Raw genomic sequence first — 23,575 nt, forward strand, 5'->3', positions numbered from 1 at the left:
AGCCGCGATGCGGCCGGCGCCTTTTTTTTGCCCCGGATATCCAATGAACTTCAAGAGCCTCACCATCGCCGCCGCCCTGATGCTGGCCGGCGCCAGCCACGCCGCCGAAGTGACGGCCAAGCCTATCCGCGTGATCCTGGTCGGCGATTCGACGATGGCCAACAGCAGCGGCTACGGCGACGCCTTCTGCGCGCGCATCAACCGCGCCAACACCTGCCTCAATCTGGCCAAGGGTGGCCGCAGTTCCTCCAGCTTCCGCGCCGAAGGACGCTGGGACGAAGTGGAAGGCCTGCTGCGCGGCTCCACCGCCTATCGCGCCACCTATGTGCTGATCCAGTTCGGCCACAACGACCAGCCGGGCAAACCTGGCCGCTCGACCGACCTGAAAACCGAATTCCCCGTCAACATGACGCGCTACGTGCAGGAGGTCAAGGCGCTGGGCGGCATCCCGGTACTGGTCACGCCGCTGACGCGCCGCAGCTTCACCAACAAGGTCCTGGAAAACAACCTGCTGCCATGGGCCGATGCCATACGCGCCACTGCCGCCGCGCAGCACGTCGCGCTGCTGGACCTGAACGCCGACAGCTACGCCGCCGTGCAGGCCATGGGCGAGGACGAAGCCGACACGCTCGCCGTGGCGCCGCGTCCGGAAAAAATCACCGAGACCGCGCTGGCGGCCGGCAAAGTGGAAGTCGCCGGCGCAGCCAAATCCGCGTTCGACCGCACGCACGTCGGCGCCAAGGGCGCGGCCTACTTCTCGCGCATGGTGATGGAAGAGATGAAGCGCGCATTGCCGGAAACGGCCGGCCAGTTCAAGCCAGAGAGCGAGCAATGACGAATCGCTTGTCCAAGGCGGGCATCGCCTTCCTGCTGGCCGCTTCCGGCGCCGGCGCTGTCCACGCGCAGGACACGCGCAAGGTCGTGGAACCGGTCGCACCAACAGTCTGCGCCACCCTGATGGCAGCCGACGAAGCCCCCGGCAAGGACGATACCGCGCGCATCCAGAACGCCATCGACAAATGCGCCGCCGGTAAGGCGGTGCAGCTGTCCTCTCCGAACGGGAAGCACGGTTTCGTCGCCGGCCCGCTCGTTCTGCGCAATGGCGCCAGCCTGCTGATCGATGCTGCGGCCACGCTCTACGCCAGCACCAATCCGAAACTGTTCGACCGCGGCGCAGGCACTTGCGGCACGGTGGACAAGCAGGGCAAAGGCTGCAAGCCCTTCATCTCCGCCGACAAAACCAGGGGCAGCGGCATCTTCGGCGAAGGCGCAATTGATGGTCAGGGCGGCCACGTGGTCGATGGCGCCAGCGAATCGTGGTGGCAGCTTGCCCGCCGCGCCCAGAAGGAAGAGGCGCGCCAGAACGTGCCGCGCCTGATCGAAGTCACCGGCTCGCAGGACTTCACGCTGCACAAGATCACGTTGCGCAATTCGCCCAACTTCCACGTCACGCTGAACAATGTGGACGGCTTCACCGCGTGGGACATGCGCATCGATACGCCGGCCACCGCGCGCAACACCGACGGCATCGATCCCATCTCGTCCCGCAACATCACCATCGCCTACAGCCATATCCGCACCGGCGACGACAATGTCGCCATCAAGGCCGGCAGCGGTGGGCCGACGGAAAACATCTCCATCCTGCACAACCTTTTCTACAGCGGCCATGGCATGTCCATCGGCAGCGAGACCAACGGCGGCGTGCGCCGCGTGCTGGTGGAGGACCTGAGCATGGATGGCACCACCTCCGGCCTGCGCATCAAGAGCGACGTCTCGCGCGGCGGGGTGGTGGACCAGGTCAGCTACCGGAACGTCTGCCTGCGCGACGTCAAGGCGCCGATCGACATCAGCACCCACTACAACCCGGGCGCCGAAGGCACACAGATCCCGGTCTACACCAACATCGCCTTCGACGGCGTGCATAGCGTAACGCCGGGGCGCGTGATCATGCAGGGCTACGATGCGCAGCATCCGCTGCAGGCCACGCTGCGCGATGTGGGCATCGCCGGCAAAGCCGACCGGCGGATCGAATTCGCGGCGCTCACCGGCGACATCGCCGCCGCACCGGCAGCCGCCTGCACCGGCCGATTTACCGCCTTCCCCGCCGCCGCAACGACCACCACCCGACCGCAACTCAGCATCGAACAATCCAGGCAGTATGCGTATAGCGAAGTGCTGAAATACGTCGGCGCCGCCGGCAAGGAATCCATCGACCCGTGGGATCCGCTGGCGGACCCGCTGGCAAAGGACGCGGCCTTCAATCCCGACTATATCGTCGACAAGGCCGCCAAGGCCGATGGCGTCAAACTGTTCCACACCGTGCAGGAAGCCGTCAGCCGCGCGGTCGCCGACAGCAAGAACCATCCCGCCAAACGGCTTTACATGCTGCTTAAGCCTGGGACCTATCAGGAACTGGTCTACATTCCCGCCTCCGCCGCGCCGATCACCATGTACGGAGAAGGCAAGGACGCAAGCGCCACCAAGATCACCGCCAAACTGGACGCCTCCAACACCGGCGCCGACTACGTCCGCCAATACGACGCACAATTTGCCAAGGCCGCGCCGGCCGTGCAGGCAATGTACGCGACCATCAAGGACCGCGCACAGATCGGCACCTTCGGCACCGCCACCGTCTGGGTTCAGGACAACGGCTTCCAGGCCCGCAACCTGACGTTCGAAAACGGCTACAACAAAGACACCGGCAACGCCCGCGCCGAGGCGCTCCCCAACATCAACAACATCCACCACCAGGCGCTGGCGCTGCAGGTGGACGGCGCCGACAAGGCGCAATTCGAGAACATCCGCCTGATCGGCTTCCAGGACACGCTGTACCTGAAGTCCCCGCAGATCGCGACGACATCGCGCAGCTTCTTCAACAAGTCCTACATCGAAGGCGACGTCGATTTCATCTTCGGCGACAGCACCGCCTACTTCCACCAGACCGAAATCAGATCGCTGGGCGACCGTGGCCTGTCCTACGCCGCCGCGCCGGACACCCACGTCAAAACCCGCTACGGCTTCGTCTTCGACAACTGCCGCTTCACGCGCGACGGCTCGCCCAATGCGCGCCCCGGCGCGTTCCACCTGCTGCGCCAATGGTTCCACAACTCGCGCTGCACGCCCTACGACAAAGTTCCCGTCGACGGCTACGCCTGCACCTTCGGCCCAACCAACGGCTACCAGGCACCGAAAGGCACCATCGCCAGGAACTCGCTGGAAGCCGTCGGCAAAATGGTGGTCATGAACTCACGCATCGGCGCGCACATCAACCGCACTTCGCCCTGGTCGGACTGGAACAAGAAAGGAACGCTGGCCTACCGCCCGGTCCAATTCAACTCCGACGACCATTGGAACAACCTGGTCAACGCCGGCATCGATCCCGTCACGGATCTCGGCTACACCGCAAAGCCAACGCCGGCGGAAGTCTTCCTCGGTGAGTTCAACAATTCGGATGAATAGGAATCACCGCATGACTATCAACACCCAGCGCCGCAAGCTGATGAAAGCCCTGCCCGCAGCCGCCGGCCTGTCGCTCGGCGTGCCGGCACGCTCCGCCACCGCGCCCGATCCGTGGCTGCAGGCGCAAGCCATCATCGACCACGTCTCCCAACCACTCACCTTCCGCAAGCAGGACTACACCGTCACCGCCTACGGCGCGCGCACCTGCAAGATGACCAAGGTCAAAGCCTGGATCTCGTTCGAGGAGCAGGACACCGTCGACACCCCGGCCGCCCGATCGCACGATTGCTATGCCGCCTTCAAGGCCGCCATCGCCGCCTGCCATAACGCGGGCGGCGGCCGTGTGCTGGTCCCCGCAGGGAACTGGTACTGCGCCGGCCCGATCGTGCTGCGCTCGAACGTCAACCTGCACCTGAGCGCCGGCGCGCATATCTACTTCAGCAACAACCCCGCGGACTACGCCAAGTACGGCGACATCGATTGCGGAAAACAAGGCAAGCTGTCGATCTCGCGCTGGCAGAGCAACGACTGCCTGAACTTCTCGTCGATGATCTACGCCTACGGCCAGGACAACATCGCCCTGACCGGCGACGACTGGACCAGCACCCTGAACGGCCAGGGCGGCGTGCCGTTCAACGAGCAAGGCGACTGCTGGTGGACCTGGAAGGGCAAGCTCAAAACGCTGAACGCGGTGGCGCAAGGCTCGACGCCCAATTTCACCAAAGGGAAAATGTCGGAGAACACCGAGAACCCGATGAACGCCGAATCGCTGTCCGCCATCGCGCCGCAGCTCACCGAAGCGGAACGCCTGCTGATACAAGGCGAAGGCGCCCGCTGGCGCGCGGACGCGCAGTACCTGCCGGCGCTGTCGGAGGCCGGCGTGGCGCTGTCGCGCCGCGTGTTCGGCCTGGGGCACTATCTGCGGCCGCCGATGATACAGCTGATCGGCTGCACCAACGTGCTGCTGCAGGGCTACCACGTCACGCATACGCCGTTCTGGCAACACCACCCTGTCCACTGCCGCAACATCGTCATCCGCAAAGTGCACTGCGAAAGCCTGGGGCCCAACAGCGACGGCTTCGATCCGGAGGCCTGCGACCATGTGCTGATCGACGGCTGCATCTTCGACACCGGCGACGACTGCATCGCCATCAAGGCCGGCAAGGATCTCGATACGCAGTATGGGCCGTCGCAGAACATCGTGATCCAGAACTGCACCATGCAGAGCGGCCACGGCGCCGTCACGCTGGGCAGCGAGATGGCGGGCGGCATCCAGAACGTGTTCGCGCAAAGGCTGGTTTTCCAGAACATCAACTGGGCCACCAATCCGCTCAACACGGCGATTCGTCTAAAGACCAACCTCAATCGCGGCGGCTACCTGCGCAACTTCTACGTGCGCGATATCTCGATACCGAACGGCGTGCAAACCAGTCCTTCGTTCTACGCATCGCTGCCAGGATCGCCGATACAATCGAAGACCGTCGCCACGGCGGCCGGCGCCATCGTCACCTTCGATTGCGACTACACGCCGATCAGCGACAACGTCCGCACACGGCCGCCGGTGGTCAGCAACGTCCACATCTCCAACGTCAGGGTCGGCGACGTGAAGACCAAGGACGGCAAGGTGGTCTCGTGCTACCAGGCCATCGTGATACTCGGCCCGGTGGCCTCGGACTACAACGGCCCGCTGCCGGTGCCCACCGTCGTCCCCGTCACCGCCGTCACCATCTCCGACTGCGACTTCGGCACGCCGGCCAACATGGAGCAGCCCTGGTACCTCTACAACGTGCAGGGCTTGAAGCTGAACAATGTCACCATCGGCGGCAAGGTCCACAACACCACGCTGTCCGCCTGAACTGCAACCGATATGCAGCGCCCCCGCCGGCACCGCCCGGTGCGGGGCGGCATCGCTATTTTTTTCGCGCGCGCGCCGCGCATACGCCCAATCCCCCGCCGCGTCAATCAAATCCCCAACCGTGTCATTACCAAATCGTAATCATTTATTTATTGACCACATAAATGGCAAAAAAATAGAATAAATTCATTGCAATAAATGCATCTAAATAATTCGGCGCGGTAACTCTTTACCTGAGGGGAATGGCTATGTCGCAAGCAGAAAAAACCGAAATCGAAGTGCTCCGCAATAAGATCAACGACCACTGCATCTTCCGCGTTCCACACAAGTCGAAGGAGCTGCCGGCCATGAACGGCGGCGGCTTCTACACCTGGCAGTTCTATCTGCGCGCCGCCCTGCTCGACGCCCGCAGCCTGGCCACCATCAGCCGCGACTTCTGGAACCGCTACGAAGCCGTCTACGCCAACCAGCCGTTCCAGATCGCCGGCGTGGAATCGGCGGCGGTGCCCATCATCACGGCGCTGGTCTGCTCGGGCGCGGAGCGCGGCATCACGCTCAACGCCTTCACCATCCGCAAGGACCGCAAGGAATACGGCCGCCGGAACCTGATCGAGGGCGCGCCAAACGAGCTGCCGGTGCTGTTCGTCGACGACCTCACCTCGCCGCAGCACAACGCCTTCTGGCACGGCGTGTACGCGATCGGCATGCACGGCCTGGTGCTGGCGGAAGACGCCTACGTCCTGGTGCGCAAGCAGGAGCGCGAGGTGTCCGCATTTATCGAAACCTCCATCGGCACGGTCCAGGTGCAAAGCCTGTTCACACTCGACGACTTCGAGCTTGAGCAATCCGCCTACGACTCCGCGCGGCGCGCCGCCACCATCGCCCCGGCGCTGGCCGCCTGACCATCACCGTCCCGACAAGGAAACGGCCATGCCCGATGATCGCCAACCGACCGTGGCGCAGGCGTCCCTGCTGCGTCCCGAGGCGCTGGCCGAAGCGCGCTCGCGCCTGGGCGCACCGGTCAAGCTGTTGGGCGTCTCCGGTTGGGCGCTGACGCTGTTCTTCCTGGTCCTGCTGGTCGCCGCCACGGTCTTCGCCTGCACCACGCAGTACGCGCACAAGGAAAACGTGTACGGCCAGGTCACGCCGATGGAAGGCAGCCTGCGCGTCATCGCCGGCCGCAGCGGCATCGCCCAGCAGGTGCTGGTGCATGAAGGCCAACAGGTAGTGGCCGGCCAGGAGCTGATCGGCATCTCGTCGGCGCCCCGGCTGCAGGTCGGCGGCACCTTGAGCGAGAACCTGCGCCACACCCAGGACAGCCAGTTGCGCGCGCAGCGCCAGCAGGCGCTGGCCCACCTCGATCAGCTGCAGCGCCAGCTCGATGAAGTGGAGGAGCGCCGCCGCAGCATCGCGGTCGACATCGTCAAGCTGCAGGAGGCGCGGCGTTTGCAGGAGTCGCGCATCCAGATCCAGGAGCAGGCGGTGAGCGCCGCGCACACGCTGTCCGCGCAAGGCATGCTGTCGCCGCTGGCGATGCGCAGCCGCGACGACGACCTGATCGCCGCCCGCCAGACGCTGGCCGCGCTGGAGCGCGAGGCGGAGCAGCAGAAAAGCCTGTTGGTGCAGCTGGCGGCGCAGGCCGCGCGGCTGAACGCCGAGTCGCGCATGGCGCGTTCGGAAACCGAGAACACCGAGGCGCAGACGGCCGAGCGGCAGATGATGTCCGAAGCCACCTATGCCGACCACCTGACCGCGCCCACCGACGGCATCGTGACGGCTCTGCAGGCCCGCGCCGGCGCCCCGGTCACCGCCAACGAGACGCTGGCGATCATCATCCCGAAGGGGCACGATCCGCGCCAGGCGCCGCTGGAGGTGGAGCTGTGGGCGCCGTCGCGCGCGATCGGCATGCTCAAGCCCGGAGCGCGCGTGCACCTGATGTACGACGCCTTCCCCTACCAGACCTTCGGCATCTCGCACGGCATGGTGCGCGACATCGCCAGCGCGCCGCTGATGCCCAACGAATTGCCGGTGCCGATAGACACCAAGGAGCAGGTGTTCCGCATCCGCGTGGCGCTCGACCGCACGGCGCTCAACGCCTATGGCCGCGATTGGCCGCTCACGCCCGGCATGCGCCTCAGCGCGGACCTGATCCTGGAGGAACGCACGCTGCTCGAATGGCTGCTCGATCCGCTGCGCGCCAACAAGCAGCGCGGCGGTTGACGCCCCCCTATCTGGTAACGGACGAATCGCTCGTCCGCTGTTGGATCCCTGTCCCTTGAGCGCTCACTGGACGGGAGTGCATCACGATTTTTTTATTAACCCAATCGGAGTAAACATGCGAGTTTTGAACGACGAGGAAATGACCGCCATCGCTGGCGGCCAAGCGCACTCGGTTGCGGCCCATACTGGCGCGCCGGTCAAGGTGAAATCGAAAACCAAGGCCCACCCTGGCCTGCATGCGCTGGAAGAGGAAGAGCCGGGCGACGGCGGCGGCGGCGGTGACGGTGGCGGCGGCGATGGCGGTGGCGGCGATGGCGGTGGCGATGGCGGCGGCGATGGTGGCGGCGACGGCGGCAGCGATAGCGGCGGTGAGCACGACAGCGGCGATACCGGCTCCGAAGGCGGCGACGATCCGGTCGATCCGAACGCCAGCGGCGAAACCGATGGCTCGTCCACCGACGGCAATACCGCGGCGGCGCAGAACGGCATCGACGTCAAGCCAGGTGCCGACATCACCAATCTGAACTCCAAGATCACCGACAAATTCGGCGACATCAAAGACGCATTTGCCAACCACACCGACAACAAGCCGGTGATCACGTCCGGCAATGACTCGACCCACATGGAAGGCTCGCTGCACTACACCGACAATGCGATCGATATGCGCGCCAACAATATCTCGGCTGCGCAGGCAAACGCCATCGTCGCCGATTTGAAGTCGTCGCTGGGCAGCAGCTACTTCGTGCAGTATGAAACGTTCGCCAACGCGTCGAACAATCATATTCACATCCAGTACAACGGCCACTAAGCTGTGAGGGTAACGGCGGCGTAGTTCGCCATTCAATCAGCGCGAGCGCCGGCTGCCGCCGTGCGGCGCTCGCCACAACGTATCGAGGTAGCACATGTTTAAATTGTCGCAACACCTGAAACGCGCCGGCCTGGCGGCGAGCCTGCTGCTGGCCCTGTCGTCCGCCGGCCATGCCTACGCCAACGAGGCGATCGCCAAGCAGCTTCCCCAGGGCTGGACGCCGCTCGCGGCGGACGCCGGCCTGACGCTGTCCGGCAAATTCCAACAGCCGGGCAACACCGACACCGCGATCGTGGTGCAGAACGGCCAGGGCGGCGCCTACGGCCTGGCCGTGGTGCCGGGTACGGGGGCCGGCGGCGGCGCCAGCATCGTCAAGACCTTCAAGGACATCAAGGCCAATCCGCCGCGCCTGTCGTTGGTCCAGCCGGGCAGCTACCAGCCCGTGTGCCACGGCGGCGAAAGCTGCGCGCCGCTCAGCATCGCGCATGAATCGATCGGCTTGTGCTTCGGCGAAGCGAGCTGCGAGATCATCTACTACGCCAACGGCGCTTACCACGAGGTCTACATAACGGATTAAACCCGCCCGCGGCCTGGGCGCCGCGGTGTCCCGTTTCAACCAGCACAGGAAGCGACGCATGTATCAGGCATTTCAATCCGAATCCACCGAATGCGGACTGGCGTGCATCGCCATCGCGCTCGACATCTACGGCGCGCCGGTGGACCTGGCGGAACTGCGCCGCAAGCACCATGTGTCCTCGCGCGGCCTGACGCTCAAAGAAGTGGTCGACATCGCCGCCGCCAATGGCCTGGTCGGACGCGCCGTGCGCTGCGACCTGGACGAGCTGCGCGAACTGCGCTGCCCGGCCATTCTGCATTGGGGCCTGCATCACTACGTGGTGCTGGAGCGGGTCAAGGGCAAGACGGTGCGCATCAGCGATCCCGCCAGTGGCCGCAGCGACCTTGGCATGGACGAGGTGTCGCGCTTCTTCACCGGCGTGGCGCTGGAGCTGGCGCCGGCGCCAGGCTTCAGGCGCCGGCGGCAAAAGAGTCCACTCAGCCTGTGGTCCTGGTTCCGCCTGGAGCCGGCCATGTACGGCAGCCTGCTGCAGATCCTGCTGCTGTCGCTGCTGCTGCAGGTGTACGTGGTGGCCAGCCCGTTCTACATGCAGCTGGCGATCGACCAGGCCGCGCTCAAGGGCGACCACGGCCTGCTGATGTCGCTGGCGCTGGGCTTTGGCTTGTTCGGATTGTTCAACGTCTGCGCCGAGGGCTTGCGCGGCGTGGTTACGCTGCGGCTGTCCGCGCTGCTCAACTGGGACATGACGCTGCGCCTGTTCCGCCACATGGTGCGCCTGCCGCTGCCCTGGTTCCAGCGCCGCAAGCTGGCCGACGTGCTGTCGCGCTTCGACGCGATCACGCCGGTGCGCGAACTGATCTCCGGCACGCTGGTGGCCACCGCCGTCGACGGCCTGCTGGCCGTGGTCACGCTGGTGATGATGTACGTGCTGGCGCCACGCCTGGCCAACGTGGTGCTGGCCGCGGTGGTGCTGTACATGGCGCTGCGCATGGCGATGCTGCCGATCTCCATCCGGCTGGGCATGGAGGCGCTGGGCGCGCGCATCGCCGAAAGCGGCAAGCGCATCGAAACCGTGCGCGCCATCCAGACGCTGAAGGTGATGGGCGCCGAGAACACGCGCGAAGGCGACTGGGCCAACAAGTTCGCCGCCACCATCAAGCGCGAACAGTCGGTCAATGTCGCCAACCTGTCGTTCACGTCCATCCATGGCCTGCTCGACGCCAGCGTCAATGTGATCCTGGTCTACATGGGCGCGCGCGCCGTCATGGATTCCAGCATGACGGTCGGGCTGTTGTATGCCTTCATGGCCTATCACACCCAGTTCTCCAACCGCGCCAGCGCCCTGTTCGACCAGATCATCCACTGGCGCCTGACCGATATGTATTCCTACCGGCTGGCCGATATCGTGCTCACGCCGAAGGAAGACCGCATCGACGAAATCAGCGTGGCGCAGCCGCATATCCAGGGCGCGCTGGAATTCAACGGCATGAGCTTCGCCTACGCGCCGCAGGAGCCGCCGATACTGCGCGATGTATCGTTCGCCATCGAGCCGGGCGAGTTCGTCGCCATCGTCGGGCCTTCGGGCGCGGGCAAGTCCACGCTGCTCAAGGTGCTGTGCGGGCTGTATCCCGCCAGCGCCGGCCAGGTGCTGCTCGACGGCCGCTCGCTCGAATCGTGGGGGCCCAAGGCCACGCGGCGCGCGCTCGGCGTCGTCATGCAGGACGACGAGCTGCTGGCCGGGACCATCGCCGAAAACGTCGCCTTCTTCGACGAGCAGATCGACATCCACCGGGTCTGGACCTGTCTGGAGCAGGCGGCGATCGCGCAGGACATCCTGAAGATGCCGATGCGGGTCGAGACCTTCATCGGCGAGATGGGCGCCACGCTGTCGGGAGGCCAGAAGCAGCGCATCCTGCTGGCGCGGGCGCTGTACCGCGAGCCGCGCGTCCTGGTGCTGGACGAGGCGACCTCGCACCTGGACATGCGGCGCGAGTCCGAGATCAACGCCGCGCTGAAGGCGCTGACGATCACGCGGGTGATCGTGGCGCATCGCAGCGAGACCATTGCGGCGGCCGACCGCATCATCACCATCGACCGTGGCACGGTGGTGTGCGACCAACGCAATCCGGCCCGGCGGCTGGTGGAGCTGACCGACGGCGAGGCGCCGCCGCCCGCCTGAACGGCGCCGTGGTATCGGCGCAACCGGCCAATTGCGGCGGGGCGTGATTCGCCTATACTGGTGCGAGTTCAACGTCCTTGCGGGGTCCGTCATGCGTCCAGTGTTCATGCTGCTGTTGCTGTCTTCCGCCGCCACGCAGGCGGCTCCCGTTGAAGCGCTCAAGCCGATGGGCTTCCTCGCTGGGCATTGCTGGAAAGGCGATTTCCCGGAGGGGAAGCAGAGCGACGAGCATTGCTTCCAGTGGCAATATGAAGGCAATGTGCTGCGCGACGTGCATACGGTGCGCACGCCGGGCAAGCCGGATTATGTCGGCGAGACGATTTACTACTACGATTCGGCGGCCAGACAGGTGGCCTTCCTGTACGTGGAGAACGGCGGCGGCTACAGCCGCGGCACGATGACGCCCTCCGCCACCGGCCTGGAATTCCCCGCCACGCAATACGTCGCCGACGGACAGTCCCTCACCTACCGCGTCCGCTGGACGCCCTCCGGGCCGGACGCCTATGAAGCCTTCAGCGAAATGTACCTCAAGGATAAATGGGTGACGCAGTTCAAGCTGGTGCTGAAGAAGCAGTAACTTGTAGCGTTCACTTCTTGGAGCCGTTAGGAAAATAAAACGAGATGACCAACGTTACGATTGGCAGCGAGCCGATCTTTACCAATTCGGAGAGCTGTGCCAACGCTCTGTTCTCCGGGTAGCAAGCATATCCGGCAATGATTCCCGAGGAAATGATCGCGATTCCCAGCAATACCTGCTTGGCGAATTTCAGACGATCGCTGGCAGAGACTTCGACACTAGGGTGATCGCGAAACACACTACCAGGGATGTCGATGTCGTGCTGTTCTGGCGTGGACATCAGATCCCCGTCACGATGCCTACTGCTTGCAACGTATTGTCCGGCAAGCGACGAACCAAACCAAGCGACGAGCCATCACCCTTCTGTTTCTCATCATAAGCAACCTTTAGCAAAGCAAATGCCCGTAGCATCGCTTCGCCTTTACTGATCCCTCTGGCACAAGCAATCATGGTCAAGGTGTCGTCGATTTCCGGGGACATTTCCACAGTCATGCTTCTCATGATGCACCTCCGTCGCAGCACATTTGATGAAAATTATACTGCGCCTTTTTTAGCCGGTTTGTTTGAGAAAAACCAAACGGACGGACTAGGGTGTGACGTGGAAATAGTCGATGTCGACGTGGCCGCCGCTGGTGGCGAACAGGCCCATTTGCGCGCCTACCCAACGGCCCATGCGGGCCGTGAAAGGCTTGCCGATGATGGTGTAGTTCCGCTCATCGCGGCTGTACGAGAAGGTCGTTACGCCGCCCGGCCGCACCTGCATGCGCAGCCATATCTGCGGACCCGCCAGCTCGGCGCTGGCCTCCTCCTGCTCGCCGCACGCGGTCTCGGTCTTGTAGCAGCTGACCAGCGCCAGCCTGGTCTTGCCACCTTCGCGGCGCGCGCCCAGCCAGGCGTAATCGGCACCGTACATGATCAGACCCGCCTTGCCGCCGTCACTCAATGCGCCCACGTCCATCCGCGTCGTGGCGGCAAAGGATTCGGCCGGCAGCTTTTGTAGCAGCAGCGACGGCGTATCCCACAGACTGCGCCCACCCGGCTCCGGCTGGCCGTACAGACGCAGATATCCAGCGCGTGCCGACAGCGAATACCACTCCGGCTTCCAGTTCGCATTCCACTGCCATTGCAGGCCTAGCGACGCGCCGTCGAATTCATCGCTGGTGGCGGGCGCCGTGGCGGCATGGCCCGCGACCGGCTTGCGATACCGCGGGACCGGTTGACCGGTGCCGCTGCCAGCGACGTCCTCGCCGATCACCGGCCAGCCATCGCGCCAGCGCATCGGCTGCAGATGCACCACGCGGCCGTAGGCGCGCTTGTCCTGGAAGTGGATGAACCAATCGTCGCCCGCCGGCGTGCGCACCCATGCGCCTTGATGCGGGCCGTTGACCGGCGTGCGTCCTTGCGCCATCACGATCCTGTCCTCATACGGGCCGTCGATGCTGCGCGCGCGGAACACAGACTGCCAGCCGAATTCCACGCCGCCCGCCGGCGCGAACACGTAGTAGTAGCCATCGTGCTTGTACAGCTTCGGCCCTTCCAGCGTGGTGTAGTTGGGCAGGCGGTTGCCGTCGATGACGGTCTTGCCCGCGTCGTCCAGCATGCGGCTGGCGTCGGGCGCCATGCGGCGCAACGTCAGCTGGTTGGCGATGCCGGCGCGGCTCTTGGCCCACGCATGCAGCAGATAGGCCTGGCCATCGTCGTCCCACAGCGGGGTGGGATCGATGATGCCTTTGCCCGCCAGCAGAAGGCGTGGCGCGGTCCACGGGCCGGCGAATTCGGTCGCCGTCGTCACGTAGACGCCGAAGTCGGGATCGGGGTAGAAGATCCAGAATTTTCCGTCATGGTAGCGCAGGCACGGCGCCCACACGCCCTTGCCGTGCTGCGGCGACGCGAAGACTTCCGACGGCACCTGCTGCGCCAAGGCGTGGCCGATCAACGTCCAGTTCACCATGTCCGGCGATTGCAGCAGCGGCAGGCCGGGCGCGTTGTTGAAGCTGGAGGAAATCAGGTAGTACATGTCGCCGACGCGTATCGCGTCGGGATCGGAATAGTCGGCGTGCAGCACCGGGTTTTGATATTGGCCGTCGCCCATATCGGGCATCCACGCCTGCCGCGCAACCGGGGCGGTGCCGCAGGCGGCCAGCAAGGCCGCAAACAACAAGGGCAGTAGCCTGTTCAGCGCCTGCCCTGTCATTACAGTCCGAACGGCGTTTCCGCCACGCCCTGCACGCCAGGCCGCAGCAGCACGACCGCACCGCCCCACTCCGCGTCCTCCGGTTTGCCGGAGACGATGGAGGTGACCATCAGCGTATCGAGATCCTTGCCGCCGAACGCGCACATGGCCGGCTTGAGCATCGGCACGTCGATGCGGCGATCCAGCTTGCCCTCCGGCGTGAAGCGCAGCACATAGCCGCCGTCGTTCCCGCAGATCCAGTAGCAACCGTCGCTGTCAATGGCGGCGCCGTCGGGACGACCCGCGTACGCCGCGAGGTCCGCAAACACGCGGCGGCCGGTAGGCACGCCGTCGTCGATGTCGTAATCGAAGGCCCACACCATGCGCCGCGACGGGTGCGAATCCGACAGGTACATGGTGCGCCCATCCGGCGAGAACGCCAGGCCGTTCTGCGTGATCAGCTCCGACACCATCGGCGCCGAAATGCCGCGCGCGGCGTCGTAGCGATACAGCTCGCCGACCGCGCGCGCGGCCGACATGTCCATGAACATGGTGCCGCTCCAGAAGCGCCCCTGACGGTCGCAGCGGCCATCGTTGAAGCGCATGCCTGCTCCCAGGCCGGCGGCGGGCTTGGCCAGCTTGGTCTGTGCGGCGGCTTCCGCCTCGCCCAGTTCAAGGCTGAAGATGCCCGTCTCCATACCGGCGATCAGGCCACCGCCCGCCTTGGCCGCCACGCAGGCGGCCATTTCGGTGGTGCTCCAGAAGCGCGCCGCGCCGCTGGCGCCATCAAGGCGCCAGATGCGTTTGGCGGGGATATCGACCCAGTACCAGGCCGATTCCGCCCTGCTCCACGTTGGGCTTTCGCCCACCGTGCAGCGGATGTCGCTTACCCGTTCCATGCCAGGTCGCCGTTGACCACGCGCGGAATGTTTTGCGGGTTGGCGTCGGCCAGCGCTTCAGGCAGCAGGTAGGACGGCACGTCCTGGTAGCACACAGGGCGCAGGAAGCGGTCGATGGCCGATGCGCCGACCGAGGTGGTGCGACTGTCCGAGGTCGATGGGAACGGGCCGCCGTGCACCATTGCGTGCGACACTTCCACGCCGGTGCCGAAGCCGTTGAACAGGATGCGGCCCACTTTGCGTTCCAGCACAGGCATCAGGCGCGCGGCCAGTTCGCGGTCGTCGGCGGTGGCGTGGACGGCCGCGGTCAGCTGGCCTTCCACGTGTTCGGCCACGGCCAGCATCTGCGCTTCGTCGTCGCAGACGACCAGCAGCGAGGTCGGTCCAAAGATCTCGCCTTCCAGCGCGGTGTTGGTCAGGAAGGACTTCGCGTCCACCTGGTACAGGAAGGCTTGCGCCGCGCATGGCGCGTCGGTGCCCTGGCCGGCGGCTACCTGCTGCACGCCGTCGACGGCGGCCAGGCCGCTGACGCCGGAAACGTAGGCCTTGTGGATGCCCGGGGTCAGCATGGTGGTCGCGCTTTTCGCGCCCAGGGTACCGGCGGTGGCGGCGACGAAGGCCTGCAGCTTGTCGCTCTTCAGGCCAACCAGCAGGCCAGGGTTGGTGCAGAACTGGCCCGAACCCAGCGTCAGCGAATCGGCGAAGGCTTGCGGCAGCTTGGCGTTATCCAGTGCGCCCGGCAGCAGGAACACCGGATTGATCGAGCTCATTTCGGCGTAGACCGGGATCGGTTCCTTGCGCGCGGCGGCGGTGCGCATCAGCGCCAGGCCGCCGGAACGCGAACCGGTGAAGCCCACCGCCTTGATGGCCGGATGGCTGACCAGGTTCTGGCCGATGGTCTGGCCGGAGCCGATCAGCATCGAGAACACGCCTTCCGGCATGCCGCATTCCTCGGCGGCTTTGGCGACTGCCTTGCCGACCAGTTCAGAGGTGCCCAGGTGGGCCGAGTGGGCCTTGACCACGACCGGGCAGCCGGCCGCCAGTGCCGACGCGGTGTCGCCGCCGGCCACCGAGAACGCCAGCGGGAAGTTCGAGGCGCCGAACACGGCGACCGGGCCCAGGCCGATCTTGCGCAGGCGCAGATCGCTGCGCGGTGGCGTGCGTTCCGGCAGCGCGCTGTCCAGCGTGGCCGATTGGAAGCGGCCGTCGCGCACCACTTTCGCGAACAGGCGCAGTTGGTTGCAGGTGCGTCCGCGCTCGCCTTCCAGGCGCGCTTGCGGCAGGCCGCTTTCCTGCATCGCGCGTTCGATCAGCGCCGGGCCGATGTCCATGATGCGGTCGGCGATGGTTTCGAGGAATCGTGCGCGCGCTTCCAGGCCGGTGGCGCGGTAGACGTCGAACGCCTGGTCGGCCAGTTCGCAGGCGCGCTGCAGGTCGGCGGCGCTTGCCAGGCCGAAGGCCGGTTCGATTTCCGCGTTACGCGACGGATCGATCGCCTTCATCGTGCCTTCTTTACCCATGACCGCGCTGCGGCCGATAACCATTTCGCCAGCAATTTGCATAATGACTCCTCAAAGTGTGAAAAGCGCGGACGAGCCGCGCTTGTTTTATATGTGTCGCCGCCGCAGGGATTACTGAGCGCCCTGTTTGCGGATCAGTTTATCCAGCATGTCGCATTCTTCCGCCGTCAGATCGGTCAGCGGTGCGCGCACCGGGCCTGCGTCGTGGCCCACCAGGCGTGCACCCGCTTTCACGATACTCACTGCGTAGCCGGCCTTGCGGTTGCGTATCTCCAGGTATGGCAGGAAGAACTCGTCCAGCATGCGGTTTTGTTCGGCGTGGTTGTCCGACGCGACGGCATGGTAAAAGTCCATCGCCAGTTTCGGCATGAAGTTGAATACCGCCGACGAGTATACCGGAGTACCCAAAGCCTTGTACGCGGCGGCGTAAACTTCGGCGGTCGGCAGGCCGCCCAGGTAGCTGAAGCGGTCGCCCAGCTTGCGCCAGATCGAGACCATCAGCTCGATGTCGCCGACGCCGTCCTTGAAGCCGATCAGGTTCGGGCAGCGGTCGGCCAGCTTGGCCAGCGAGTCCGGCGTCAGGCGGCAGTTGGCGCGGTTGTAGACCACCACGCCCAGCTTGGTGGCGGCGCAGACCTGGGCCACGTGTTCGACCAGGCCGTCCTGGCTCGCTTCGGTCAGGTAGTGCGGCAGCAGCAGCAGGCCTTGCGCGCCAACGCGCTCGGCCTCCCTGGCGTAGGCCGCGGCCACGCGGGTCGGGCCGCCGACGCCGGCCAGGATGGGCACCTGCCCGGCGCAGGTATCGACCGCGGTCTTGATGATGTCGGTGTATTCGTTGGGGGTCAGCGAGAAGAACTCGCCGGTGCCGCCGGCGGCGAACAGCGCGCTGGCGCCGTAGGGAGCCAGCCATTCCAGGCGCTTGACGTAGGTCGACTTGCGGAAGTTACCTTCGGCGTCGAAGTCGGTGACCGGGAACGACAGCAGGCCGGAGGAAAGAATTTTTTTAAGGTCATTCGGTTGCATAAGGTCTCCAATAATCGACTGCTCAGGACGGGAATTCGACAGCCTTGCGCCATCTGTTGTATGACATCGTACAACTATAAGCGTTTGTGGGCAAGCGATTTAGCGAAATCCGCCGAATCGCCCTGCCGTCGTGGTTTTTATGCCGTCTGGTCGGCGACGATGCCTTCTTGTGCGCGGCGCAGGCGCTCGCGGCTGTTGCTCAGGTGGGTGCGCATGGCGGCGCGGGCCGCCTCGGCGTCCTTGCGCAGGATGGCGTTGTAGATGTCGTCGTGCTCGCGGTTCAGGCGTTCCAGGTACACGGCCGGATCGTCATGCGCCAGCTGGGCCGAATTGACGCGCGCGCGCGGGATGATGGCGTTGCCCAGGTCGCTGAGGATGTCGACGAAATAACGGTTGCCGGTGGCCTGGGCGATCAGCAGGTGGAAGGCCACGTCCGACTCGACCGAGCCGGGACGGCCCTGCGAGTGCTGGATGCGCTTGAGCACGGCGCCCATCTGCTGCACCTGCTCCTCGGTGCGGCGGGTGGCCGCCAGCCAGGCCGCCTCGGTTTCCAGGCTGATGCGCAGCTCCAGGATGGCCAGCACGTCGCCGATGGTGCGGATGGTGTCGGCCGAGATGCGCAGGTTGGCCGGCTGCGGCTCCAGCACGAAGGTGCCGATGCCGTGGCGGGTCTGCACCAGGCCGGCCGCCTGCAGGTGCGAGATGGCCTCGCGCACCACGGTGCGGCTGACGCCGTGCATCTCCATGATGACCGATTCGGTCGGCAACTTTTCGCCCGGCTTGAGCGTGCCGGCCTGGATGCTGCCGGTGAACGCCTCGACCACGCCCTGGGCGAGGTTGCGGTGTTTCTTCTTCGGCACGAGGACGGTGGGAGCGGTCATGGTGGCTGCGGCGGTATGGTTCATGTTTTTTAGTTGTTGTATGACGACTGTTAGCATACACGTTTAAGACGTGTCGTACGATCCGCATATTGCCAGACTTTTGGCAACAATTGTGCCTTAGACATTATTTTTGACACAATTAGTGTCTGGAGACTAGTTCGGAAACAACGCTAAACAACACTCAGGCCAGCAGCGCGGCGCTCATAGAGGCGGCCTCGTCGGCCGATTCGAACAGAATCTGCTCCAGCGCGGCGTTATCGTCGACAAAGCCGGCCAGGCTGGCGTGTTCCCGTTGCGGGGCCAGCGGCGACGGCACGGGGGCCAGGTGCTTGGCGATCAGCAGGGTATCGCGCAGGCCCAGCGGGGGCGGCGTCAGCGTGGCGCCGCGCAGCGAGACGATGGCCTGGCTGACCGGCTCCGGGATCGCCATCTTCTTCATGATTTCGCGGGTGATGATTTCCTGGGCCGCGCCCATCCAGTCTTCCGGATCGTCGAGCAGGCCGGGGATATCGTCGGCGCGCGCCAGCAGGTAGAAGCCCCCTGCCTCGTGCACGATGCCGGCGAACAGCGCGGTATCGGCGTCGGTGCGGGTGAGTTTGCGGGCGATCACATGGGCCAGCGCGGCCACGTGGGCCGAGTGGCGCCACAGTTGTTCGGCCTGGGCGCGCAGGGCGGCGTCGCGGATGCGGCTGCCGAACTGGCGCACCACCATGGCGGCCGCCATCGTGTACAGGTTGCGGAAGCCGACCCGCTGCACCGCCGCGCGCACGCTGGTGACGGGCGCGCCGCCGCGGTTGAACACCACCGCGTTGGCCAGCGCCACGGTGCGCGCGGCCAGCAGCGGCTCGCCGAGCACCTTGCGGATCACGTCCTCGGTATCGCAATCGGGATCGGCCAGCGCCAGCTGCAGGCGCAGCGCGGCGTTGACGCTCGTAGGAAAAACCAGCTCCCCTTTCGAAGCCTGGGCAACAATCTCGGCATAGTCTCGTAGTTTTTCCATGGAAACATTATACCGCGTTGGGGTCAAGTCTGACATTCGGACACGAGCTCTTCCGTAGCTGCCACTACGGAAGAGCTCGTGTCCGAATGTCAGACTTGACCCCAAATTGCCGGCGTTACAGGTGGGCGGCGATTTGCGGCAGCAGTTCGTCGAAGGTGCGGCCTTTGCCGTTTTCGCCGATGGCGTGCATCTTCCATTCGCCGTTGTGGCGGTACAGCTTGGCCATGATCTGCGCCGAGTGCGGCCCCTGCACCGACAGGTTAAAACGCGCCACCTCCTGGCCGCCGCTGGCGTCCAGCAGTCGGCAGTAGGCGTTCTCCACCTGCGCGAAGGTCTGGCCGGTGAAGCTGTTGACCGTGAACACCAGGCTCTTGACCGTGGCCGGCACCGCGTTCAGGTCGACGTTGATCTGCTCGTCGTCACCGTCGCCGGCGCCGGTGCGGTTGTCGCCGGTGTGCTGGATGCTGCCATCCCTGCTCTTCAACTGGCGGAACCAGATCACGTCCACCGGCGCGCCCGATTCGTTGAACATCACGCACGAGGCGTCCAGGTCGACCGCCTCGGTCTTGGCGCCGAAGCCTAAAAAGCCCTTGCTCTTGATCGCGTCCCAACCCAGGCCCATGGTCACGCGGCCCAATGCGCCGCCCGATTCCTTGGCCAGCGAAATTTTCTGGCCCTTGCTCAAACTGACTGTCATCTTGAATCTCCTGTGAAGTTACTGCGCAACGCCGCGCTGCGCCCAGGCCTGGAACGCCGCGCCGTTGCGCGAGCAGATCAGGATCTTTCCCTGGCCGGAAAAACGCAGCACCATGCCTTCGCCGCTGGTCTGGCTGTTGACCAGATTGCTCAGAAAGCCGCTGTTGCCGCCGGTGGTGACCGAGATTTCGTAGCGCAGCGCGCTGTCCCATGCCACCACATGCGAGTTATCGATAATCACGTCGCGACCCGGCGTGACGTCCAGCTGCGAGATCGAGCCGAAGCCCGATACCGCAACCTGCCCCACGCCTGCGGTCTCGGTGATGAAAAAGCCGCCGCTCTGCGCGAACAGCGCATTGCCCAGGCTTTGGGTACGCACCTTCAGCTCGACGCTGGAGGTGGCGGCGACAAAGGCGCCGTCGCTCAGCATGTACTGCCGCTGGCCGACGTCGAGCACCTGCATCGCTCCGGGCAGGCGCGGCGCGAGCAGGCAATCGCCCTCGCCGCGCACCGCCTCGATGTGCTGCTGGAAGAAGGACTCGCCATTGGCGAAGCGCCGCATCAGCGCCGCGCCGATGCCGCCGGTGACCTTGCCCTTCAAATCGAGCGCCGCTTCCATCATCACCATCGCGTCCGACTCGCAGTAGATTTTTTCTCCGTGAGCCAGCGAGACATGCAGGAAGGGATCGATGTCGCCGGTGATCGAAAATTTAGGCATGATTGAGTCCTCTCTTATTCCATCAAATTAAACGCGCACGCCGAACGACGATGCCAACGGACCCAGGCCGCCCTTGAAGCCCTGGCCGACGGCCTTGAACTTCCAATCGGCGCCGTTGCGATACACCTCGCCGAAGATCATCGCCGATTCGGTCGAACCGTCTTCGGACAGGTCGTAGCGGGCGATCTCGCCGTTGCCGGCGCCGTTGACGCAGCGGATGAAGGCCTTCTGCACCATGCCGAAGTTCTGGCGGCGCTCGTCGCCCTCGTGGATGGTGGCGCAGATGGCGATGCGTTCCACATCGGCCGGCACGCGGGTCAGGTCGATGGTGACGGTTTCGTCGTCGCCATCGCCGGCGCCGGTGCGGTTGTCGCCGGAGTGGGTCACCGACTGGTCGGACGATTTCAGGTTGTTGTAGAAGATGAAGTCGTTGTCGGCGCGGACTTTGCCGTCCACCTTCAGCAGGAAGGCCGAGCCGTCCAGGTCGAAGTCCTTGCCGTCGGTGTTGCGTACGTCCCAGCCCAAACCAACCACGATTTTCGACAGGCCTGGAGCTTCCTTGCTCAGATTGACGTTGCCGCCTTTTTGCAGACTGATTGCCATGATGTGATGCTCCTAAAAAGAGAACCGGACTTTGGGTGCTACAGGCGGCGGGCCGTGTCCGTAATTGACGGCCCGCCGAATTCTTGAATACGTTTATGCTGCGATGGCGATGGCGGCTTCCTGCTTGCGGCGGTGCCGCACCGAGGACCACAGCGAGGCGCCGATGAAGGCCACGCCGATCAGACCGGTGAACAGTTCCGGGATGTGGAACTTCATACTCGCCAACATGATCGCGGCCAGGATACCGATCGCATAGTGCGCACCGTGCTCCAGGAAGACGAATTCGTCGAGCGTGCCTTTCTTCACCAGGTACACCGTCAGCGAGCGGACGAACATCGCGCCTATGGCCAGGCCCAGCATGATGATCACGACGTCGGTGGTGATGGCGAACGCGCCGATCACGCCGTCGAAGCTGAACGAGGCATCCAGCACTTCCAGGTACAGGAAACCACCGATACCGCCCTTCTTGACCAGGTCGCCGACATTGCTGCCTTCTTCTTCCTTCTCCAGCAGGTTGCTGACCGCGTCGACGCCGACGTAGATCAGGATGCCCCACAGGCCGGACACCAGCACCACCAGCTTCTGCGCTTCGCCTACCAGGCCCATGGAGCCCAGTAGGACAGCCAGCGCAATCATTACCGAGATCGAGGAGACCTTGCCCAGCGAGCCGAGTTTCTTCTCGACGTTGCCCAGCCAGTGGACTTCTTTCTCGTCATCGAACAGGAAGTTCAAGAACACCAGCAGCAGGAACATGCCGCCGAATGCCGCCACTTCCGCGTGGTGATTCGTCAGGTGCATCGAGTACGTTTTCGGGTCGTTCAGCGCCAGGTGCCACACGTCCATGATGCCGATGTCCGCGGCCACCGCCACGATCACCAGCGGGAACAGCAGGCGCATGCCGAACACCGCGATGATGATGCCGACGCCGAGGAACAGCTTCTGCCAGTAGGCGTCCCAGGTCTTGAGCACGGAGGCGTTGACCACCGCGTTGTCGAACGACAGCGACACTTCCATCGCGGCCAGGATCGCGGCGATACCCACGGCGGACAAGGCGCCGCTCCATCCGGTCAGTTCGTAGCCCCACCAGCCCGCAGCCGCAAGGCAGAGGAACGTGACGAGGAAAGACACTTTGAAGTGCTTCATGTTTTTCTCTCTTGGTTGTAAATCAATGGGATGCAGTGTAGAGAACAAACGGTTTTTAAAAAATAGAAGATAATTGAAGTATTACTTCGTAAAAACGGAAGATTATGAAAACCAGCGGACTCAATTTCCGGCATCTTTACTTCTTCTGGATGGTGGCCAAGGAAGGCGGCGTCACGCGCGCGGCCGAGCGCCTCGGGCTGGCCGTGCAGACCATCAGCATGCAACTGGCCTCGCTGGAACAATCGATCGGCAAGCAGCTGCTGGAGCCGCAGGGCCGGCGCCTGGTGCCCACCGAGGCGGGCAAGCTGGCGCTCAGCTATTGCGACCAGATTTTCCTGCTGGGCGACCAGCTGCAGGACGCGCTGGACGAAGCGGAGGCGGACAAGATGCGGCTGACGGTCGGCATCTCGGACTCGCTGCCCAAGCTGATCGCCTACCGCCTGCTGCAGGCGACGCAGCAGCTGGAGCAGCGGGTGCGGCTGGTGTGCATGGAGAACGAATTCGAATCGCTGCTGGCCGACCTGGCGCTGGGCAAGCTGGATGTGGTGCTGACCGACCGCGCGGTGCGCGCCGGCGGCAGCCTGAAGGTGTTCAGCCACTTGCTGGGCGAAAGCGACATGAAGCTGTACGGCGTGCACAAGCTGGCGCGCAAGTACCGGCGCAACTTCCCGGCCAGCCTGCACGGCGCGCCGCTGCTGCTGCCGACCCGCAACAACGCGCTGCGCGGCCGCATCGACGCCTGGTTCGTGCAGCACCAGGTGCGGCCGGACATCGTCGGCGAGTTCGAGGACAACGCCATGCTCAACACCTTCGGCCGCAACGGCCTGGGGCTGTTCTTCGCGCCGTCGGCGCTGGCGCAGGACATCGAGGAACAGTTCGGCGCCGTGCTGGTGGGCGACGCGCCCGAGCTGCGCGAACAGTTCTACGCCATCTCCAACGCCCGCAAAATCACCCACCCGGCCATCGAGGCCATCCTGTCGGCGGTCCATAGCGGGCCCTTCGCCATCGCCGAATAATCGTTTTAATAACTCTGTTCTGTCTCAAATGTGCGGCTCTGCTCAAATTTAAAATGATGGAGCATTATTCGCGCGTGAATGGATGGTTATATTTGGAGAGAATTGAGCACTGAAAATTCCGATTATCTGGATGAAATGGGCAAATATGTTGCAGAATATTTTCTAATTTTATTAAACAACTTTCATAAGTTAAAAATTATTAGCCAAGCAACGGCGGATATGCGATTA

22 protein-coding genes are annotated in these 23,575 nt (G+C 64.4%); 10 read left to right on the forward strand and 12 right to left on the reverse strand.

Annotation, left to right across the window (positions count from 1 at the left end):
* Positions 1 to 43 precede the first annotated feature (43 nt).
* The 9 genes from AC07WS_RS17265 to AC07WS_RS17305 all read left to right on the forward strand — a co-directional run bounded on the left by AC07WS_RS17265 (position 44) and on the right by AC07WS_RS17305 (position 11,675).
* The gene (locus AC07WS_RS17265) at positions 44 to 835 is read left to right on the forward strand and encodes a rhamnogalacturonan acetylesterase (protein WP_494730269.1); all 792 of its coding nucleotides are present in this window, start codon (positions 44 to 46) and stop codon (positions 833 to 835) included.
* Positions 832 to 3,459, forward strand: a complete 2,628-nt coding sequence (locus AC07WS_RS17270; protein ID WP_494730270.1) for a pectinesterase family protein — start codon at positions 832 to 834, stop codon at positions 3,457 to 3,459. Before AC07WS_RS17265 ends, AC07WS_RS17270 begins: the two co-directional genes overlap by 4 nt.
* A 10-nt stretch (positions 3,460 to 3,469) precedes the next feature.
* On the forward strand, positions 3,470 to 5,314 hold the full coding sequence (locus AC07WS_RS17275) for a glycoside hydrolase family 28 protein (RefSeq protein ID WP_494730271.1): 1,845 nt from the start codon (positions 3,470 to 3,472) through the stop codon (positions 5,312 to 5,314).
* A 248-nt stretch (positions 5,315 to 5,562) separates the two neighbouring features.
* Positions 5,563 to 6,216 carry a type I phosphoribosyltransferase gene (locus tag AC07WS_RS17280; RefSeq protein WP_494730272.1) on the forward strand — a complete coding sequence of 218 codons (654 nt, stop codon included), beginning with the start codon at positions 5,563 to 5,565 and terminating at the stop codon, positions 6,214 to 6,216.
* Positions 6,217 to 6,244: 28 nt separating this feature from the next.
* Positions 6,245 to 7,534 carry a beta-barrel domain-containing protein gene (locus tag AC07WS_RS17285; protein ID WP_494730273.1) on the forward strand — a complete coding sequence of 430 codons (1,290 nt, stop codon included), beginning with the start codon at positions 6,245 to 6,247 and terminating at the stop codon, positions 7,532 to 7,534.
* A 115-nt stretch (positions 7,535 to 7,649) separates the two neighbouring features.
* Positions 7,650 to 8,342: a hypothetical protein gene (locus AC07WS_RS17290; protein WP_494730274.1), complete on the forward strand. Its 693-nt coding sequence runs from the start codon at positions 7,650 to 7,652 to the stop codon at positions 8,340 to 8,342.
* Between the two features lie 94 nt (positions 8,343 to 8,436).
* Positions 8,437 to 8,919 (forward strand): hypothetical protein, encoded by a 483-nt coding sequence (locus AC07WS_RS17295; RefSeq protein WP_494730275.1) that lies wholly within the window; start codon positions 8,437 to 8,439, stop codon positions 8,917 to 8,919.
* Between the two features lie 58 nt (positions 8,920 to 8,977).
* Positions 8,978 to 11,098: a peptidase domain-containing ABC transporter gene (locus tag AC07WS_RS17300; protein WP_494730276.1), complete on the forward strand. Its 2,121-nt coding sequence runs from the start codon at positions 8,978 to 8,980 to the stop codon at positions 11,096 to 11,098.
* Positions 11,099 to 11,189: 91 nt separating this feature from the next.
* Positions 11,190 to 11,675 carry a hypothetical protein gene (locus AC07WS_RS17305; RefSeq protein ID WP_494730277.1) on the forward strand — a complete coding sequence of 162 codons (486 nt, stop codon included), beginning with the start codon at positions 11,190 to 11,192 and terminating at the stop codon, positions 11,673 to 11,675.
* 10 nt (positions 11,676 to 11,685) lie between these two features.
* Here AC07WS_RS17305 and AC07WS_RS17310 read toward each other — a convergent pair whose 3' ends face one another.
* The 12 genes from AC07WS_RS17310 to AC07WS_RS17365 all read right to left on the reverse strand — a co-directional run bounded on the left by AC07WS_RS17310 (position 11,686) and on the right by AC07WS_RS17365 (position 22,331).
* The gene (locus AC07WS_RS17310) at positions 11,686 to 11,955 is read right to left on the reverse strand and encodes a hypothetical protein (RefSeq protein WP_494730278.1); all 270 of its coding nucleotides are present in this window, start codon (positions 11,953 to 11,955) and stop codon (positions 11,686 to 11,688) included.
* Positions 11,955 to 12,176, reverse strand: coding sequence for a hypothetical protein (locus AC07WS_RS17315; protein WP_494730279.1), 222 nt, complete (start codon positions 12,174 to 12,176; stop codon positions 11,955 to 11,957). Before AC07WS_RS17315 ends, AC07WS_RS17310 begins: the two co-directional genes overlap by 1 nt.
* Positions 12,177 to 12,261: 85 nt before the next feature.
* Positions 12,262 to 13,869: a glycoside hydrolase family 43 protein gene (locus tag AC07WS_RS17320; RefSeq protein WP_494730280.1), complete on the reverse strand. Its 1,608-nt coding sequence runs from the start codon at positions 13,867 to 13,869 to the stop codon at positions 12,262 to 12,264.
* Positions 13,869 to 14,747 (reverse strand): SMP-30/gluconolactonase/LRE family protein, encoded by an 879-nt coding sequence (locus AC07WS_RS17325; RefSeq protein ID WP_494730281.1) that lies wholly within the window; start codon positions 14,745 to 14,747, stop codon positions 13,869 to 13,871. Before AC07WS_RS17325 ends, AC07WS_RS17320 begins: the two co-directional genes overlap by 1 nt.
* Positions 14,735 to 16,309: an aldehyde dehydrogenase (NADP(+)) gene (locus AC07WS_RS17330; protein ID WP_494730282.1), complete on the reverse strand. Its 1,575-nt coding sequence runs from the start codon at positions 16,307 to 16,309 to the stop codon at positions 14,735 to 14,737. The genes AC07WS_RS17325 and AC07WS_RS17330 overlap by 13 nt, the downstream gene beginning before the upstream one ends.
* A gap of 69 nt (positions 16,310 to 16,378) precedes the next feature.
* Positions 16,379 to 17,290 (reverse strand): 5-dehydro-4-deoxyglucarate dehydratase, encoded by a 912-nt coding sequence (gene kdgD / locus AC07WS_RS17335; RefSeq protein ID WP_494730283.1) that lies wholly within the window; start codon positions 17,288 to 17,290, stop codon positions 16,379 to 16,381.
* 137 nt (positions 17,291 to 17,427) lie between these two features.
* The gene (locus AC07WS_RS17340) at positions 17,428 to 18,195 is read right to left on the reverse strand and encodes a FadR/GntR family transcriptional regulator (RefSeq protein WP_494730284.1); all 768 of its coding nucleotides are present in this window, start codon (positions 18,193 to 18,195) and stop codon (positions 17,428 to 17,430) included.
* A gap of 157 nt (positions 18,196 to 18,352) precedes the next feature.
* Positions 18,353 to 19,171, reverse strand: coding sequence for an HDOD domain-containing protein (locus AC07WS_RS17345; protein WP_494730285.1), 819 nt, complete (start codon positions 19,169 to 19,171; stop codon positions 18,353 to 18,355).
* Between the two features lie 115 nt (positions 19,172 to 19,286).
* Complete coding sequence (locus AC07WS_RS17350) at positions 19,287 to 19,868, reverse strand: TerD family protein (RefSeq protein ID WP_494730286.1); 582 nt, start codon at positions 19,866 to 19,868, stop codon at positions 19,287 to 19,289.
* Positions 19,869 to 19,886: 18 nt separating this feature from the next.
* On the reverse strand, positions 19,887 to 20,585 hold the full coding sequence (locus AC07WS_RS17355; RefSeq protein ID WP_486068570.1) for a TIGR00266 family protein: 699 nt from the start codon (positions 20,583 to 20,585) through the stop codon (positions 19,887 to 19,889).
* A 27-nt stretch (positions 20,586 to 20,612) separates the two neighbouring features.
* Positions 20,613 to 21,188, reverse strand: coding sequence for a TerD family protein (locus AC07WS_RS17360; protein WP_494730287.1), 576 nt, complete (start codon positions 21,186 to 21,188; stop codon positions 20,613 to 20,615).
* A gap of 93 nt (positions 21,189 to 21,281) precedes the next feature.
* Positions 21,282 to 22,331 carry a DUF475 domain-containing protein gene (locus tag AC07WS_RS17365; RefSeq protein ID WP_494730288.1) on the reverse strand — a complete coding sequence of 350 codons (1,050 nt, stop codon included), beginning with the start codon at positions 22,329 to 22,331 and terminating at the stop codon, positions 21,282 to 21,284.
* 104 nt (positions 22,332 to 22,435) lie between these two features.
* Between AC07WS_RS17365 and nhaR the strand changes: the two genes are divergently transcribed.
* Entirely contained in the window at positions 22,436 to 23,347 is a 912-nt protein-coding gene (gene nhaR, locus AC07WS_RS17370) for a transcriptional activator NhaR (protein ID WP_494730289.1), read from the forward strand.
* The last annotated feature ends 228 nt before the right edge of the window (positions 23,348 to 23,575 follow it).

This window comes from Duganella sp. GW821-FHT01E12, assembly GCF_059422325.1.